We start from the raw sequence: 15937 nt of genomic DNA, 5'->3' as shown, positions 1-15937 counted from the left end.
GTCCCTGTGATGCGAGGTCTGTTGGCGCAGCCTCGTGCAACTGTTCAGGTTGATAAATGGAACGGGCGGGAGACCGAGCCGGCTCACGGCGTCAAGCGCCAAGGACCCAACGGCTTCCCGCCCACTCCACCATGACAGGATTTCGATACACAGGGACCCAGCATGGCCCGCGGGATCAGCAGTGCACCACGCCACCTGGACGATGCATCGCATCGCCCGGGCGCGCTGCGCTGCATCCGGGGAACGCAGCAGACAAAAACAAAAGGCCCGCCGAAGCGGGCCTCAAATTTCAGTTTGCACTCAGGGCGCCGGATCAGGCGGTCTTGTTGTAGACCTTGGCGAAATTGTCCTGAACGGACTTCGCACCGTTGGCGGCGAGCTTGCCGAAATAGTCGGCGGTCGCCTTGGCACGCGAGACGAACACTTCGCCGCGCGAACGGAGCAGGCCCGACTGGATCTCGACGGCCTCGCTGAACGACTTGGCGGAAGCGAGCTTGTCGATGCTGGAGAAGAACGCCTCGGCGTCCTCGTAGATCGCCTGCTGGATGTTGCGGCTGATCTTGCCGGCTTCAGTGACGGATTCGGTCACCGCGTTCTCGACGGCGGCAGTCACGCGCTCGGAACCGGCGAAAGCCTCGGCAGCACGGTCCTTGGCGGTGTTGGCGGTCTTCTTGACGAACTCGCGGGCGGCCTCGGGAACTTCCAGGTTCTGGATGTTCTTGAAAGCGTCCTTGAAGCCCTCGAAAGCGGTGTTGGTTTCAGTGGTCATGGGGTTCTCTCCATCCTCATTAGGTTGAGCTATGGGCTCACCCCGTCCGTATCGGCCCGGGGCACGTCCTATATGGCATAGTTAATTGTGCGATGCAATATTCATATTGCAGTGCGATATCACGAATTCGTGAACAGCCTTAATGGAAGGCACTTCGATGCCTCCCTGGCCAACGGGTTCTCAGCGGAGCTTCCGGCGCCGGCTGCCCGGCCCCTAGTGTTGCACCGCCCCCGGCAGCCCATAGGCCTCCATTTGGGCCTGAACCTGCGCGATGTTGTGGCCGAGCACCACGATATCATGGGTCTTGCCCTCGACGTCCCGGACGTGGTCGCGCAGCAACGCTTCGGCCTTGAAGCCGAGGCTCTCGAACAGGGCGATGGCGGCCTGCTGGTCGACCGTCATCTGGACCGAGAGCTTTTCCAGGCCCGCCCCAAGTGCGAGCGCAAAGGTCTCCTGCGACAGCGCCCGCCCCACTCCCTTGCCCCGCACATCGAGCGAGACCACCATCCGGATCTCGCCGACATGGGGCGACCATGAATGAGGATCGCGCACCAGCGTGCCGCAGCCGACGACCTTGCCGTCCCTGACCGCGAGCAAGCTCGTGATCGCGCCGCGCTCGATCTCCTTGACCCAGGCCGACAGCACCTTCGGCTCGCTGATGTTGCGCGGCAGGAACAGCAAATCGTGCGTCGGCAGGCCCTTGCCGAAGGCGAGCACCGCAGCTTCGTCTGAAGGTGCCATCAGGCGAATCTCGATATCGCCGGCGTCGGTCTTGACGTGACGCGGATAGGAACGCTGCTCGCTCATATCGATCTCTTTCCCAGCCAGGTATCCAGTTTCGGCCACAGCCGCTTCACGGCGTTGGCACCTGCGACCAGCGAGACGTGACCGCCTTTCAGCATCACCTCTTCCTTGTCCGCGGATCCAATCTTCGTAATCAGGTGCTTGGCGGCCTCATACGGCACGATGTGGTCGTGCTCGGCCACCGCATGCAGGATCGGCACCTTGATATTCTCCAGCTTCGCCGCGCGGCCACCGACCGACATGGTGTCGTTGAACAGCTTGTTGTCCCACATCAGGTCCTTGGTGATGGTGCGGAAATACTCGCCCGCCAACGGCAGCGTGTCGGTCGCCCAGCGGTCGAACATCCGGTAGGATTTCACGAACTCGTCGTTCCAGATGTTTTCCCAGAGCTGGATCTGGCTCACGGTGCGCGAGGCCGGGCGCAGCATCTCGAACGAGGACAGGATCATCTCCGGCGGCACGTTGCCGACACTGTCGACGAGATGGTCGACGTCGAAATAGCGACGGTCGGAGAAGTTCGAGAACAGCTTCATCTCGCGGAAGTCGATCGGCGTGGTGAAGCAGATCAGGTTCTTCATCGGCCCTTCCGCGTGGATCGAGCCATAGAGCAGCGACAACACGCCGCCGAAGCAATAGCCGATGACGGAGACGTCCTGCTCGCCGGAGTCCGCCTGCACGCGGCGAACGCAATCCGGGATGAAGTCGAGGACATAGTCCTCCATCCGCAGGCTCTTCTCCTCCGGCCGCGGCGCGCTCCAGTCGAGCATATAGACGTCGTAGCCGCGCTTGAGCAGGAACTCGATGAAGCTCTGGCCGGGGACGAGATCGAGAATATAGCCGCGGTTGGTGGTGGCCATCACGATCAGCACCGGTACGCGGTAGATCTCGTCCGACATCGGCCGGTAGTGATAGAGGCTCATCGTGCCGCGCGAATGCAGCACGTCCTTCGGTGTCGAGCCGAGCGAAGGGCCCGAGGTCGAGAAATATTCAACGCCCTTGATGCTGCGCTGGATGGCGCGCTGCACCTCGGACTGGATGCGGTCCGGGATGGATGCGAAATCGAGTCCCGTCGGCGCGTTCATGTCGGCTCTCCGTTCTCGGAGGGCGGACGCTTGGTGCGCGGCGGCCGCGGCGTGCCATCCAAGCCTTGCGCGATGCCGGAACTCGCCGCCATCTGGTTCAGCATCGACTTCATCTCGCCGATCTGGGCCTCGATCGACTGCAACCGCTCCGCAAGACCCGTGATCTGCTCCCGGCTCGGCAAATTCATCGTGACGAGGTATTTCTCCATGAGCTCGCCGAGCTGCTTCTGAGCACCTGCAGCAACTCCGCCCGCACGGTTCATCGCCTGCGAAAATTCCGGCGACGACATGGCCTGATTGGCGAAAGAGTTGAACCCTTTCTCCATCTCACCAACCATCTTCTGCCACATGGCAACGGGGTCGTTGGTCTTGTCGGTCATCGGCGTCCTCCTGAAATCGAGAGCTGCGATGCCCTTCTTTTCTCGCCATACCACACCGTTGCGCGATGCCGGTCAACCGGCAAGCACGCCCGCCACTTGGCACGCCGCTTCTTTGAGACGGGAAACCGTGCGATACAGCATCGATCAGCAGGAGGGACCCGTGACCAGCCATCAGCCGCCCCAGACCGTCCGCGCCAACGGCATCGACATCTGCTACGAGATTTTTGGCAACGACAATTCCGAGCCGCTGCTGCTGATCATGGGGCTCGGAGCGCAGATGATCCACTGGGACGATGCGTTCTGCGAGCAGCTTGCCGCGCGCGGTTTCCGCGTGATCCGCTTCGACAACCGCGATATCGGCAAGTCCAGCCATCTCACCGGCGGCAAGCGCCTGACGCCGCTCGAGCTATTGAAGCTGCGCTTCCTCAGGATTCCCGTCGCCGCGACCTACAGACTGATCGACATGGCGAAGGACACGGTCGGGCTGATGGATGCGCTCGGCATCAAGTCGGCGCATCTGGTCGGGGCGTCCATGGGCGGCATGATCGCGCAGGAGGTCACGTTGTCGTTTCCGCACCGCGTCCGTTCGCTGACATCGATCATGTCGACGACAGGCAATCCGCGCATCCCGCCGCCGTCGCGCGAGGCTGCCGCGATGCTGATGGCGCCACCGCCGCGCAGCAAGGAAGAATTCATGGTCCGCTACGGCCAGACCTGGAAAGTGCTCCGCGCAGGGCATTTTCCGGAGGAGGAAGCCCTGGACCCGGGTCGTGCCGAGCGCGTGTTCGCCCGCGGGCTCAATCCGGCCGGCGTCGGCCGTCAGCTCCGCGCCGTGCTGGCATCCGGCAGTCGCAAGGAACGGTTGCACGCCGTGCAGACGCCGACACTCGTCATTCACGGCACCGTCGATCCGCTGGTGCGCCCCGAAGGCGGCAAGGACACGGCGGCGTCGATCCCGAATGCAAAGCTGCTGATGATCGAAGGCATGGGCCACGCGCTGCCGATGCGGTTCTGGCCGGAGATCATCGGCGCCATCGACAAGCACGCGCATGGCGCGGCGGCACAGGCCGCTTAACTCTTCCTCGCGATCCAGATCACGTGGCGCGCGCCGCCGCCTCTGCCGGTGGCGCGGACAGCGACTTCGTTGACGTCCAAGCCGACGCGCTTGAGACGCTTGGTGAATGCGGGGTTGGGTCCGGACGACCACACCGCCAGCACGCCGCCCGGCCGCAGGGCCGTCTTCGCCGCCGTTAGCCCGCTCGCATTGTAGAGCGCGTCGTTGTCCTTTCGGGTCAAACCCTCGGGCCCGTTGTCGACGTCCAGGAGAATGGCGTCGTAGGCTGCGCTCTTCGCACGGATGATCTCGCCGACGTCGATTTCCCTTATGTCCACCCTGGGATCATCGAGGCTGTCGCCGAAGACCTCCGCCATCGGGCCTTTCGCCCAGCTCACCACCGCCGGCACGAGCTCGGAGACCACGATCTTCGCCTTGGACCCGAGCACGGCGAGCGCCGCGCGCAAGGTAAAACCCATGCCGAGGCCGCCGATCAGAACGACGGGTTTTGCGACTCTCTCGATCTGCTTTGCGGCAAGCGTCGCGAGCGCGGCTTCCGACCCGGACAGGCGATTGTTCATCAGCTCGTTGGTGCCGAGCTTGATGGAGAACTCCTTGCCCCGCCGCATCAGGCGAAGCTCTTCGTCGGAGCCGGGGATCTTGGCGGTGTCGATTTTTTCCCAGGGAATCATGGGCGACGTTTAGCACGGTCGGACGAATAATCACCCGCCCGCCCAGACGTCGAGCACATAGCGGTTCTGCGTCCCCATCTCCTCGATCCAGCGCGCACTGGCGGCGGCATCACTGCCGCTCTTCTCGCGATGGATCGCAACCAGCGCCGCCTTCACGTCCGGCTCCATCTTGCTGCCGTCGCCGCAGACATAGATGATCGCGCCCTGCTCGATCAGCGGCCAGACCTTGTCCTTCTGCGCGGCCAGCACGTGCTGCACATAGGTCTTCGGTCCGTCGGCACGCGAGAACGCCGTGAACAGCTCGGTGATGCCGCTGGCCGCCAGCGCCTTCAGCTCCTCCGCGTAGAGAAAATCCTGATCCGGATGGCGGCAACCGAAGAACAGCATGGATGGCCCGAGGCTGGCCCCCTTCGCCTTGCGCGCGGCGCGCTCCTGCAGGAAGCCGCGGAACGGCGCAAGGCCGGTGCCCGGGCCGATCATGATGATCGGCACGGATGGATCGTCCGGCAGGCGGAAGCCAGCCTTGGTCTCACGCACGGTGGCATAGACCGTATCGCCCACGCGGCGATTGGCCAGATAGTTCGAGCAGATTCCCTTGTAGACCCCGCGGCCGGAGGCGGCGGGACCTTCGACCACGCCGACCGTGACGCTGCAGCGCGCCGGGTCCACCGACGGCGAGGACGAGATCGAGTAATAGCGCGGCGCCAGCAGCGAGAGCATCTCCAGATAGACGTGGAACGGCAATTCGCAGGCGGGATATTCGAGCAATAGATCGAACACCGATTTGCGCTTGGCCAGGATCTCGGCGCGATAGCGCTCGAGCGGCTCCGTCTCCTCGCCGACGAAGGCCAGCAACTTCGGCTTGGTGACAGGACAGCGGGTGTGCTCCGCCATGATCTGGATCTGCTTGCGCGTCGCGACCTGCTGCAGCTCGACGAACTCGCTGAGCAGGCGCCCGACCGACACGGCATCTCCCACCGGCAATTGCGCGCGGCGGCCTTCGGCGACCTGGAGCCTGATCTGGTCCGCCGGCAGGAAGCCGAAGCGACGGGCGACCGAATCCACCAGGGTCGGATCGTTGCGCGGGACGACGCTGAGGTGATCGCCGACGCGGTAGCTGACATTGGACGGCAGCTGCACCTCGATATGGCGCGTCGAGCGCTCCGACGGATTGGCCCCGCCCTTGTTCTGAAGCTCGTCGTTGGCGAGCACCTTCATCGCCACAGCGCCGCCCTGGGCGACGATGGTGTTGACGGCGGTCACCGCCACAGGCTCGATCGCATAGAGCGGATCGTCCTCGGCGGTGCGGGTGAAATTCCAGTCGATGCCGAATTCCTTGGTCGCGACCTGGGCGGCGGCCGGGAACCATTTTTGGAACTGGCCATCGAGATCGCTGCGCGCATCGCCCTCGCCACGCGGATAAACCGCACGTGCGCCGTGCTTCGACAATTGCTCGTCGATCAGGCGCGGCACCGATTGATAAGTCGCAGCCCAGTCGCTGTTGCCGCAGCCGAACACGGCATAGCGCACACCCGCAAAGGCATCCTTCGGCAGATCGTCGCCCAGCCATTTGACGAACTGCGTCGCGTTGTCGGGCGGTGCACCATTATAGGAGGCGCAGATGATGAGCACGCCACCCTCCCGCGGCAGCTTGCCGACATAATCGTCGAGCGGGCCGAGATGCACGGCAAAGCCGTTGATCTCGGCAAGGTCGGCCATGCGCGTCGCGAGTTCCTCGGCGGTGCCGAGGTTGGAGCCGTACAGCACCAGCATCGGCGTGTTATGGCCGGGCCGGGCCGTCGGCTGACGCGGCGCCTTCGGCGCTGAACCGGTAGCCGCAACGGGCCCTCCGTAGGCACCCCGCTCGCGATCGGCGCGCGGACGTACCTTGATCTTGAAGCCCTCCGGCTTCATCGTCAGCGTTTCCTTCAGATGCATCTGGTAGCGCTGGTGATCGATCAGCTTGAAGCGCTGCAGGATCATGCCGAGCGCTAGCGCGGCCTCGTGCATCGCAAAGCCGCGGCCGATGCAGGCGCGCTGGCCGTTTCCGAATGGCTTCCAGGCATTGATCGGCCGCTTCGCCTCCGCCTCGCGGCTGAAATTCTCGGGATCGAAGGCATCGGGATTCGGCCCCCAGACGGAGGGATCGCGATGCAGCGCGGTCACCAGGATCGTGGTGAAGGTGCCTTTCCGAAGCTTGTACTTGCCGCCTCCAATGGTCTCGTCGTTCAGCGGGGAGATGCCGTAGGCCGGCGCCGGCGGCCACAGTCGCAGCGCTTCTTTCAGGATCTGCGTGATGTAGGTGAGCTGCGTCACCTGCTGATAGGTCGGCTTCGCGTTGACGTCGGGACCGAAGACGCGGTCGACCTCGTCATAAGCCTTCTTGAGAATGTCCGGATGCTTGAGCAGCGCATAGAGCGTGTAGGACAACAGCCCGCTGGTGGTCTCGTGGCCCGCGATCAGGAACGTGTTGATCTGATAGCGGATGTTGACGTCGTCGAGTTGCTCTCCGGTCGAACGATCGACGCCGGTCATCATCGCGGCCAGCATGTCCTTCTTGTCGTCGATCCCCTCCGCGCTCTTGCGCCGCTCGGCGATGATCTCGTCGACCATCTTATTCATGAAGGCGACGTCTTCGGCCAGCGTCTTGCGCCGCTTCTGCATCCAGATCTGCTCGAACGGCAGGCCGCGCGTCATCATGATGGTTTCGAGCGAGCGCACTAGCGACTCGACGAAGGGATGATAGTCCCGCCGGTAGAACGAATTGAAGCGATAGTCGAAGCCGCACAGCCCGATCGTATCAAGCGTCAGTGCGGTCATGTCGTGGACGACATCGATCTCCTCGTCGGCGTTGAGCCGTTCCCATTTCTGGACGAGCTGCTCGGCGATGTCGACCATGCTCGAATGATAGGACTGCATGGCGCGGTTGCCGAAGGGCTGGAGCAGGATGTTGTGCGCCTTGCTCCAGTTCGGCTCCTTGGTGTCGGCCGTGAACAGCCCGTCGCCGCCGACCGCGCGCACGCGCCGCAGCGCGCCGCGCACTGTCTTGTCGAACCGCTTCTCGTCGGAGAGCTCGTCGACGAGGTCGTGGCCTGACACGACGACGATCGGCGAGCCCATCATGTCGAGCCAGAAGATCGGGCCGAGCTCCTTGGCGAGCCGCGTCAGGTGCTGCACGGGAGCGGCCGAATCCAGCGACAGCATGTTGCCGACCACGGGCTTGGTGGGCGGATGCGGGATCGGGTCCAGACGGTTCTTGGATGACATTTAACTTCGCTTCCCCCTCTTGCCGTCATTCCGGGGCAATGCGCAGCATCGAACCCGGACTGTCGAGGTTCCGGGTCTGGTCCCCAGGGTCGCTTCGCGATCCCTTCGGACCATCCCGGAACGACGGTGCCACTTACCTGGACGACCGCGTCGTCAACCAAACCGCCTTCTACGCCATTCGATCAGCTTGGCGCTGACCTCTTCCGGCTTCTCCTGCTGCGTCCAATGGCCGCTATCCTTCACCAGATATTTCTCGAGATCGCCGATCAGCTTCTCCATGCCGTCGGCCGCGGACGGCGGCAGCACCGCATCGTTCTCCGCCATGATCATCAGCGAGGGCACATGGACGTTGTGATCCAGGCCCTTCGACCGCTCCCAGTTACGGGAGAAGTTGCGATACCAGTTGATACCGCCGGTGAAACCAGTTTTCGTGAAGGTGTCGACGAACACCTTCTTCTCGTCGGCCGACAGGATCGGTGCGCGCGGATCGACTTTGGCATCGTAGGCTGCGATCATTTGCGGAAACGCCAGATTGGTCTTCGACGAGGCGCCGACACCCGCGATCGGCGGCTCCTCGGCCTTTGCCGGCGGGCGCGCCAGCGGCTTGCGCATGAAGGCATCGAACGTCTGCTCGACGCGGCTGCCGAAGATCCTGTCCGGCCCGCGCGCGGGATCCTGGAACTGGACAATATACATCTGATCGCCGAAGCGCTGGCGAAACAGGGCGATGGGGTCGATCGGCGTGCGGTCCCAATGCGGGGTGTTGACGCCAACCACGCCGGCGACGCGCGACGGGTGCCGCAACGGCATCTGCCAGACGACGAAGCCGCCCCAATCGTGACCGACGAAGATCGCCTTGTCGATATTGAGATGGTCGAGCAGACCGACGAGATCGCCGGTCAGATGCTCCATGTCATAGTCCTCGACCGGCTCGGGCCGGTCGGTTGCGCCGTAGCCGCGCTGGTCCGGGGCGATCACCCGGATGCCCGCCTCGCTCAGCGCCTTGATCTGGTGACGCCAGGAGAAGGCGAGCTCGGGCCAGCCGTGGCACAGCACGATCGGCGGCTTGTCGTCGGCCGGGCCTGCCTCGTAATAGCCCATGCGGATTCCGTTCGTCTGCGCGAACTGGAGCGGCGGCATTTCAATCATCACAAACTTCCTATTCCGCGGCGCCCTTGATCTCGGCCGCCGGTGGCGCATAGGCCGCCTCCAGCGCGGCGAACTCCTCCGGCAGCATGTCGCACATCACCTGCACATGCGGAATGATGTTGGCGCCGACGATGAAGCCGAAATCGAGCTGGTCGCGGTAGCTCTGCACGGTGATGTTGAGCGCCTGTCCGTGCGTCGAGATCGACACCGGGAAGATGTGCAGCAGCTCGGCGCCCGCGGCATAGAGCGTCTGCCGCGGCCCCGGCACGTTGGACACCGTGATGTTTGCAGCCGGCGGCAGAACGTCCGAGAGGTTCGAACGGCTGTAGAGCAGCGCCAGGATCTGCACCATGATCGGTGCGCCCAGCATCGAGATGTTGGAGACCTGCGGCATCAAGGCACGCAGCGGATGCGACATCTCCTTGGATTTGGTCGACTGCGCGATGATGGCCTCGAGCCGCGCCTTGGGATCGTCGATATTGGTCGCAATCGCGCAGATCATGCCGAACACCTGGTTGTTGGCCTCGGTGTTTCCCTCCTCACGCAGCGAGATCGGCACGGCCGCCGTCAGCGATTTCGCAGGCAGCGTGCCATATTGCAGAAGATAGCGGCGGACCACGCCGGAGGCGAGCGCCAGCACGACGTCGTTGAGCTTGCCGCCCGCGCGCTTGGCCAGCGCCTTGGAGCGCGACAGCGAGATCGACACGCCGGCAAAGCTGCGCTCCGAGGAGATGGTCTTGTTCAGCATGGTCGGCGGCGACACCATGCTGGCAAGGCTCTCGCGCGATTTCGGATCGGAGACCTTGCCCAGCACCTCGGAGACGCTCTTGACCATGGTCGGGATATTGCCCGCGAAGCGCACTGCGCTCTCGATCTGGTACATCGCGTTGTCGAACAGGATCGAGCCGATGTCGCTCTTGCCGGTGCGCGGCAGTTGCAGGTTCTGGGCGGCCTTGCCGGCATCGAGGGGCTGGTTGAACAGCTGCTGGTAGGAATCCAGCAGGTTCGCCGCGATGTCGCGCGGCTCCTGCCCCGGCTTGCTTCCGGCCGTCGGCGGCTCGACCTGCCGCGGGATCGGCGAGATATCGTAGATCATGTTGGTCAGCGCCGCGCCGGCGCCACCGTCGATCGCGGCATGGTGCATCTTGGAATAGAGCCCGACCTCGTTGTCCTTCATGCCCTCGAACACGTAGAACTCCCAGAGCGGGCGGGCACGGTTCAAGAGCTTGGCATGCATCCAGCCGACGATGCGCTCGAGCGTGGCGCGGTCGCGTGGTTGCGGCAGGCTGGCGCGGAAGATGTGACGATCGATGTCGAACTGATCGTCCTCGACCCAGGAGGGATGGTCGATGTCGAGCGGCGCCTTCTCCAGTCGCGCCTTCAGGATCGGCGCGATGTGCAGGCGCGAGACGATCATCGCCTTGAAGTCTTCGAAGAAGTCGCCCTTGTAGTCGTCGGGCAGGCGAAAGATCGCCATGCTCCCGACATGCATCGGCATCTCAGGCGTTTCCAGATAGAGAAACGACGCGTCCAGCGACGACAGCTTCTTACCGTCAGCCATAGTTCCCTCCCGCAAGATTTGACGGGCGCCTTTGGCCGGCGCTTCTCGTCAGGCCGATATTGCCTGTTCCGGCGGGGCATATGCAATGGCAAACGGCCCTGCCCGGTCAAATGGCGAGAATTCTCCCTCCGGCTGGGCCAGACGATCGGCCACGGCCCACAGCGCCGCGGGATTGACCCCGAGGCCGATATGGCTCGCCAGGTGCACTTCGATGTTCTCGGCACGGTCGGAGGGACGCAGCAAGCAGGTCCGCCAGTTCACCACACCGTCGGCACGCGAATAGATCGAGGTTGTCGGCACAGGCAGATCGCCGGCGATCGGCTCGCGCGCTTCCGCAAGATCCTCAACCCGCTCACCGGATAGCGCTTCGTAGAGCCGCGTGGCGTTGGTCGCCCGCACGTCATTGGCAAAGGGGCTGCCGAGCGTGACGACGTAGCGGACCATGTCGGGTGCCCACAGCGCGAGATCGCGGGCGTAGACGCCACCGAGACTCCATCCGACCAGGCTGACCTTGCGTCCGCTCGCAGCATGAATCTCCGTGAGACGGGCACGCAGAGCGTCCCGCATCCGGCCGAGACCGCCGAGATTGCGGCCCATCCGCCAGGCCTGTGCCTCATAGCCCAGCTCGCTGAGATAGCGCCGCATCGGCACCATCGAGAGGTCGCTGGCCAGAAAGCCCGGCAGTGCAAGCACCGGATGGCCGTCGCCCCTCGGCGCCCGCATCAGAATCGGCGACAGCAGCAGGCTCGCATTGAGCTCGAACAGGCCGCGGGCTTCGGCGAGCAACAGACCAAGACCCGGCGGACGAAGCCGGCCTCTCTCCTGCCCCTCCTCCTGCCCGGGCGACACTATTTCTTCTTGTCGCTACTGCGCGTGCCGCCGAGGCCCGCCATCGTGACGAACATGTCCTGAAACCGCTCGGCGATCTTCGGATCGAACGTGAACCAGCTCTGGATCAGCGATTCCGGCGAGACCTTCTCGATGTTGCTGAGCACCTGCTGCTGCAACTTGTCCATCACCGCCGTTTGCATCGGCCCGACGTCGGGCAGACCGAAGAACTGGCGGGCCTCGAGGGGGGTGCAGTCGATTTCGATGTTAACTTTCATGTCCCCTCCAGATGAGATTCGAGCGGCTTGGCGGGAGTATCGCCGCGACACGGTGTGCAACGCAAGCGACCTGAGGCGGACGGCAAGGCGCCAGCTTCCGCAATCCAGGGGTATGGTCAATCACCCCCCTTTGGCGACGTCCCGCGGCAGAGACGTCACCGCACTGCCCCGGGGAATGCACAGGTCGAAAGTCGAATATCTCCCACGGGCCTCCACCCCAAATTGCTGGTCAGCATTGCTGCACAGCGGTGCAACTTGGCGCGTTCCTTGCTGGAATGGCGCTTGCACCGGTCGAGAACTCTGGGCAACATGGATTAATCGGCCGGCCGAACAATCAAAAACCACCGGCACGGCGGCGTGGAGAGGGTCAAGAATGTCTGTATGTCGAAGTCTGTTTGCGGCGACGCTCGCCGGTGCATTTGCGTTGACGGTCTCGCCGGCAACCAGCCAGACGCTACGCTATGCCAACCAGGGCGACCTGAAGTCCCTTGATCCCTACACGCTCAACGAGAGCACGACACACGCCCATCTCGGTCACGTCTATCAAGGCCTCACCGCGCGCGACAAGGAGCTCAAGATCATTCCGGCGCTGGCGGAGAGCTGGGAAACCCCCGAGCCGACCCGCTGGCGCTTTCATTTGCGCAAGGGCGTGAAATTCCACAACGGCGACCCCTTCACCGCCGACGACGTCGTGTTCTCCGCCGATCGCGTCCGCAAGAAGGGGTCCAATATGCAGACCCGCCTTGCGCCCGACGTCAAGGTCGTCAAGGTCGACGACTACACCGTCGATTTCGTCCTGCCTTCGCCCAATCCCATCCTGCATAATTCGTGGGATGTCTGGTACATCATGGACAAGAAATGGGCCGAGGAGAACAACGTCGTCGATCCGACGCCGGTGGCGGCGACCACGCCGAGCTACGCCTCGCTGCACGAGAACGGCACTGGCCCCTTCATCATCGAAAGCCATCAGCCCGGCGTGAAGACGGTCTTCAAGGCCAACCCCAATTATTGGGGCAAGATGGAAGGTAATCTGAAGGAGATCATCTTCACCCCGATCTCCTCCGACGCTACCCGTGTCGCCGCGCTGCTCTCCGGCGAGGTCGACGTCATCGAGCCGGTGCCGATCCAGGACATCTCCCGCGTCGATTCCAGCCCGAACGCCCAGGTACTGAAGGGGCCGGAGCTGCGCACGATCTTCATCGGCTTCGACCAGACGCGCGATGAGCTGCTCTACTCCAACATCAAGGGCAAGAACCCGTTCAAGGACGCTCGTGTCCGCGAAGCCTTCTACAAGGCGATCGACATCGAGCTGATCAAGACGCGCGTGATGCGCGGGTTGTCGACGCCGTCAGCCCTGATGATCGCGCCCGAGCTGTTCGTGCTGTCCAAGGAGTTCACGCGGCCGAAATTCGATCCTGACGGCGCCAAGAAGCTCCTGACCGAGGCCGGTTACCCCGATGGCTTCGAGGTCACGATGGATTGCCCGAACGATCGCTACGTCAACGACGCCGCAATCTGCCAGGCTGTCGTCGGCATGCTCGCCCGCATTGGCGTCAAGATCAATCTTTTGGCGCAGCCGAAGGCGCAGTACTTCGCCAAGGTGCTCAAGCAGGGCGGCTATCAGACCTCGTTCTACCTGCTGGGCTGGACGCCGAGCACGATGGACTCGCACAACGTGCTCTACGACATCATGGGCTGCCGCGACGATGCGAAATCCTCGCGCGGCGAGGCCAACCTCGGCGGCTATTGCAACAAGGAGTTCGACGCCATCACCGACAAGGTGCTGGTCGAAACCGACACCGCCAAGCGCAACCAGCTGATCAAGCAGGCCTACGAAATCAGCATCAAGGACTGGGCCTACATTCCGCTGCACCAGCAGGCGCTGGCCTGGGGCGTATCGAAAAAGGTCAACCTGCCGCAGCGCGCCGACAATCTGGTGATGTTCCACTGGGCGACCAAGAAGGAATAGAAGTCGATTGATCACAAGGTCCCGGCAGCGCGAGGCTTCCGGGACCTTTCCTTTTTCCGGCTGACAAAGTCGTCGGCCGCAGGCTCACAAGGACAGTGGAAGGCATGCTCGCTTTCACTCTTCGCCGCGCCATTCAGGCCATCGGCGTCATGTTCGCCGTCGGCATCATCGCCTTCTCGATGTTCCGTTTCGCCGGCGATCCCGTCAACCAGATCGTCTCGATCGACACGTCGGCGGCCGAACGCGAAATCGTGCGCAAATCGCTCGGCCTCGACGACCCCGTGCCGGTGCAGTTCGTACGCTATTTCGCCGATGCCGCGCAGTTCAAGTTCGGTGTCTCCTATCAGTTCCGCCAGCCGGTCTCGACGCTGTTGATGGAGCGCATGCCCGCCACGCTGGAACTTGCGATCTGCGCCACCGTCTTTGCCATGGTGTTCGGCATTCTGATGGGCGTCTATTCGGCACTCAGGCGCGATACCATGTTGGCCAAACTGTTGCAGGCGGTTTCGTTGATAGGCATCTCGTTGCCGACTTTCCTCATCGGCATTCTGCTGATCTATCTGTTTGCGGTGACGTTGGGCTGGCTGCCCTCGTTCGGCCGCGGCGAGGTGGTCAAGCTCGGTTGGTGGAGCACGGGCCTGCTCACGCTGTCGGGACTGAAGGCCTTGATCATGCCCTCGATCACCCTCGGCCTGTTCCAGATGACCTTGATCATGCGGCTGGTGCGCGCGGAGATGCTGGAAGTGCTGCGGACCGACTACATCCGCTTTGCCCGCGCCCGGGGCCTCACCACCCGCGCCATCCATTTCGGCCACGCGCTGAAGAACACGCTAATTCCCGTGATCACGGTAGCCGGGCTCCAGTTTGGCTCGGTTATTGCATTTTCCATCATCACCGAGACCGTATTCCAATGGCCGGGCATGGGGCTGCTCTTCGTGCAAGCCGTGCAAAACGTCGACATCCCGATCATGGCCGCCTATCTGCTGATGGTTTCGCTGATCTTCGTCACCATCAATCTGGTGGTCGACATCCTCTACACCGTGGTCGACCCGCGCCTGCGCGCGACGGTCGGCCGCGCCACATAAGGCAATCCTGCATGTCCGACGCAGTCGCCTCCAGTCCCGACAAGCCGAGCGCACCGCCGGCGCATGCCGGCCGCAGCTGGCTGAGCCGCGCGCTCGACAGCGACATCTTCTATTCGTTCCGCCGCTCCAAGCTGACCATGGTGGCGGCGGCCATCACCGTGCTGTTCTTCCTGCTCGCGATCTTTGCATCCGCGCTCGCGGTTCAGAATCCGTTCGATCCGGCGCAGCTCCAGTTGATGAACTCGCGCATCTCGCCGCTATGGACCGCCGACGGCCAGGCCCCGTTCCTGCTCGGCACCGACGAGCAGGGCCGCGACGTGTTCTCCGCCATCCTCTACGGCATGCGCATCTCGCTTGCCGTCGGCGTTGCCGGCGTGATCTTCGCGGGTGCGCTCGGCATTGCGCTCGGCCTGATCGCCGGCTATTTCGGCGGTGCGGTCGATGGCGTGATCATGCGGATCGCGGATGTGCAGCTCACCTTCCCAGCCATTCTGATCGCGCTGCTCGTCAACGGCATCGCCAAATCGATCTTCGGCAACCGGCTGGATGCCACCAGCATGCTGGTGGTGCTGGTGATCTCGATCGGCCTGAGTTTCTGGGTGGGGTATGCCCGGACGGTGCGCGGCTCCGTGATGGTCGAGAAGAACAAGGACTACGTGGCGGCCGCGCAGCTGATCGGCCTGCCGGCGCCGAAGATCATGCTGCGGCACGTGCTGCCCAATACGATGGGTCCGATCCTGGTCATCGCCACCATCAACCTCGCGCTCGCCATCATCACCGAGGCGACGCTGTCCTTCCTCGGCGTCGGCCTGCCCGACACGATGCCCTCGCTCGGCACGCTGATCCGCATCGGCAACAACTATCTGTTCGCCGGCGAATGGTGGATCGTCGCCTTTCCGGGCCTCGCGCTGGCCGGGCTGATCCTGTCGATCAATCTGCTCGGCGACTGGTTGCGCGACGCGCTCAATCCGAAACTCCGATGAGCAACACTCTGATGAGCAATCCTTCGATGAATACGC

Annotated in this window: 14 protein-coding genes; 4 read left to right on the top strand and 10 right to left on the bottom strand. The window is 63.4% G+C overall.

All coding sequences use genetic code 11. The features are described from left to right. Positions 1–313 precede the first annotated feature (313 nt). From AC0WRY_RS10900 to AC0WRY_RS10885, 4 genes are all read right to left on the bottom strand, one after another. Positions 314–769, bottom strand: coding sequence for a phasin (locus AC0WRY_RS10900; protein WP_194406982.1), 456 nt, complete (start codon positions 767–769; stop codon positions 314–316). A gap of 213 nt (positions 770–982) precedes the next feature. After that, on the bottom strand, positions 983–1576 hold the full coding sequence (locus AC0WRY_RS10895; protein WP_194406981.1) for a GNAT family N-acetyltransferase: 594 nt from the start codon (positions 1574–1576) through the stop codon (positions 983–985). Beyond that, positions 1573–2655 carry a PHA/PHB synthase family protein gene (locus AC0WRY_RS10890; protein ID WP_194406980.1) on the bottom strand — a complete coding sequence of 361 codons (1083 nt, stop codon included), beginning with the start codon at positions 2653–2655 and terminating at the stop codon, positions 1573–1575. Before AC0WRY_RS10890 ends, AC0WRY_RS10895 begins: the two co-directional genes overlap by 4 nt. Then, entirely contained in the window at positions 2652–3035 is a 384-nt protein-coding gene (locus AC0WRY_RS10885; protein WP_194406979.1) for a hypothetical protein, read from the bottom strand. The genes AC0WRY_RS10890 and AC0WRY_RS10885 overlap by 4 nt, the downstream gene beginning before the upstream one ends. A gap of 160 nt (positions 3036–3195) precedes the next feature. Here AC0WRY_RS10885 and AC0WRY_RS10880 point away from each other — a divergent pair, with 160 nt between their 5' ends. After that, positions 3196–4110, top strand: a complete 915-nt coding sequence (locus tag AC0WRY_RS10880; protein ID WP_194406978.1) for an alpha/beta fold hydrolase — start codon at positions 3196–3198, stop codon at positions 4108–4110. On the opposite strand, the gene AC0WRY_RS10875 is transcribed toward AC0WRY_RS10880, so the two are convergent. The 6 genes from AC0WRY_RS10875 to AC0WRY_RS10850 form a co-directional block, all read right to left on the bottom strand. Further along, positions 4107–4781, bottom strand: coding sequence for a spermidine synthase (locus AC0WRY_RS10875; protein WP_194406977.1), 675 nt, complete (start codon positions 4779–4781; stop codon positions 4107–4109). The two genes, AC0WRY_RS10880 and AC0WRY_RS10875, sit on opposite strands and share 4 nt — an antisense overlap. Before the next feature lie 30 nt (positions 4782–4811). Further along, positions 4812–8048, bottom strand: a complete 3237-nt coding sequence (locus AC0WRY_RS10870; RefSeq protein WP_194406976.1) for a bifunctional cytochrome P450/NADPH--P450 reductase — start codon at positions 8046–8048, stop codon at positions 4812–4814. 153 nt (positions 8049–8201) lie between these two features. Next, entirely contained in the window at positions 8202–9197 is a 996-nt protein-coding gene (locus AC0WRY_RS10865; protein ID WP_491123077.1) for an alpha/beta fold hydrolase, read from the bottom strand. A 10-nt stretch (positions 9198–9207) separates the two neighbouring features. Then, positions 9208–10758, bottom strand: a complete 1551-nt coding sequence (locus AC0WRY_RS10860) for a wax ester/triacylglycerol synthase family O-acyltransferase (RefSeq protein WP_211417799.1) — start codon at positions 10756–10758, stop codon at positions 9208–9210. A 48-nt stretch (positions 10759–10806) separates the two neighbouring features. Next, the gene (locus tag AC0WRY_RS10855) at positions 10807–11607 is read right to left on the bottom strand and encodes an esterase/lipase family protein (RefSeq protein WP_491123076.1); all 801 of its coding nucleotides are present in this window, start codon (positions 11605–11607) and stop codon (positions 10807–10809) included. Then, complete coding sequence (locus AC0WRY_RS10850; RefSeq protein ID WP_028135213.1) at positions 11607–11864, bottom strand: DUF6489 family protein; 258 nt, start codon at positions 11862–11864, stop codon at positions 11607–11609. Before AC0WRY_RS10850 ends, AC0WRY_RS10855 begins: the two co-directional genes overlap by 1 nt. Before the next feature lie 373 nt (positions 11865–12237). Here AC0WRY_RS10850 and AC0WRY_RS10845 point away from each other — a divergent pair, with 373 nt between their 5' ends. The 3 genes from AC0WRY_RS10845 to AC0WRY_RS10835 all read left to right on the top strand — a co-directional run bounded on the left by AC0WRY_RS10845 (position 12238) and on the right by AC0WRY_RS10835 (position 15901). Then, positions 12238–13833 (top strand): ABC transporter substrate-binding protein, encoded by a 1596-nt coding sequence (locus tag AC0WRY_RS10845; protein WP_194406973.1) that lies wholly within the window; start codon positions 12238–12240, stop codon positions 13831–13833. A gap of 104 nt (positions 13834–13937) precedes the next feature. Further along, the gene (locus AC0WRY_RS10840; RefSeq protein WP_194406972.1) at positions 13938–14918 is read left to right on the top strand and encodes an ABC transporter permease; all 981 of its coding nucleotides are present in this window, start codon (positions 13938–13940) and stop codon (positions 14916–14918) included. 11 nt (positions 14919–14929) lie between these two features. After that, positions 14930–15901: an ABC transporter permease gene (locus tag AC0WRY_RS10835; protein WP_491123075.1), complete on the top strand. Its 972-nt coding sequence runs from the start codon at positions 14930–14932 to the stop codon at positions 15899–15901. The last annotated feature ends 36 nt before the right edge of the window (positions 15902–15937 follow it).

The sequence above is a fragment of the Bradyrhizobium sp. T-12 genome, assembly GCF_058314695.1.
This window is presented reverse-complemented; position numbering and strand designations above follow the sequence as displayed.

Excerpts from the sequence above, each read along its gene's own strand:
- AC0WRY_RS10900 (WP_194406982.1), bottom strand. The coding sequence starts at position 769 with ATGACCACTGAAACCAACACCGCTTTCGAGGGCTTCAAGGACGCTTTC.
- AC0WRY_RS10895 (WP_194406981.1), bottom strand. The coding sequence starts at position 1,576 with ATGAGCGAGCAGCGTTCCTATCCGCGTCACGTCAAGACCGACGCCGGC.
- AC0WRY_RS10890 (WP_194406980.1), bottom strand. The coding sequence starts at position 2,655 with ATGAACGCGCCGACGGGACTCGATTTCGCATCCATCCCGGACCGCATC.
- AC0WRY_RS10885 (WP_194406979.1), bottom strand. The coding sequence starts at position 3,035 with ATGACCGACAAGACCAACGACCCCGTTGCCATGTGGCAGAAGATGGTT.
- AC0WRY_RS10875 (WP_194406977.1), bottom strand. The coding sequence starts at position 4,781 with ATGATTCCCTGGGAAAAAATCGACACCGCCAAGATCCCCGGCTCCGAC.
- AC0WRY_RS10870 (WP_194406976.1), bottom strand. The coding sequence starts at position 8,048 with ATGTCATCCAAGAACCGTCTGGACCCGATCCCGCATCCGCCCACCAAG.
- AC0WRY_RS10865 (WP_491123077.1), bottom strand. The coding sequence starts at position 9,197 with ATGATTGAAATGCCGCCGCTCCAGTTCGCGCAGACGAACGGAATCCGC.
- AC0WRY_RS10860 (WP_211417799.1), bottom strand. The coding sequence starts at position 10,758 with ATGGCTGACGGTAAGAAGCTGTCGTCGCTGGACGCGTCGTTTCTCTAT.
- AC0WRY_RS10850 (WP_028135213.1), bottom strand. The coding sequence starts at position 11,864 with ATGAAAGTTAACATCGAAATCGACTGCACCCCCCTCGAGGCCCGCCAG.
- AC0WRY_RS10845 (WP_194406973.1), top strand. The coding sequence starts at position 12,238 with ATGTCTGTATGTCGAAGTCTGTTTGCGGCGACGCTCGCCGGTGCATTT.
- AC0WRY_RS10840 (WP_194406972.1), top strand. The coding sequence starts at position 13,938 with ATGCTCGCTTTCACTCTTCGCCGCGCCATTCAGGCCATCGGCGTCATG.
- AC0WRY_RS10835 (WP_491123075.1), top strand. The coding sequence starts at position 14,930 with ATGTCCGACGCAGTCGCCTCCAGTCCCGACAAGCCGAGCGCACCGCCG.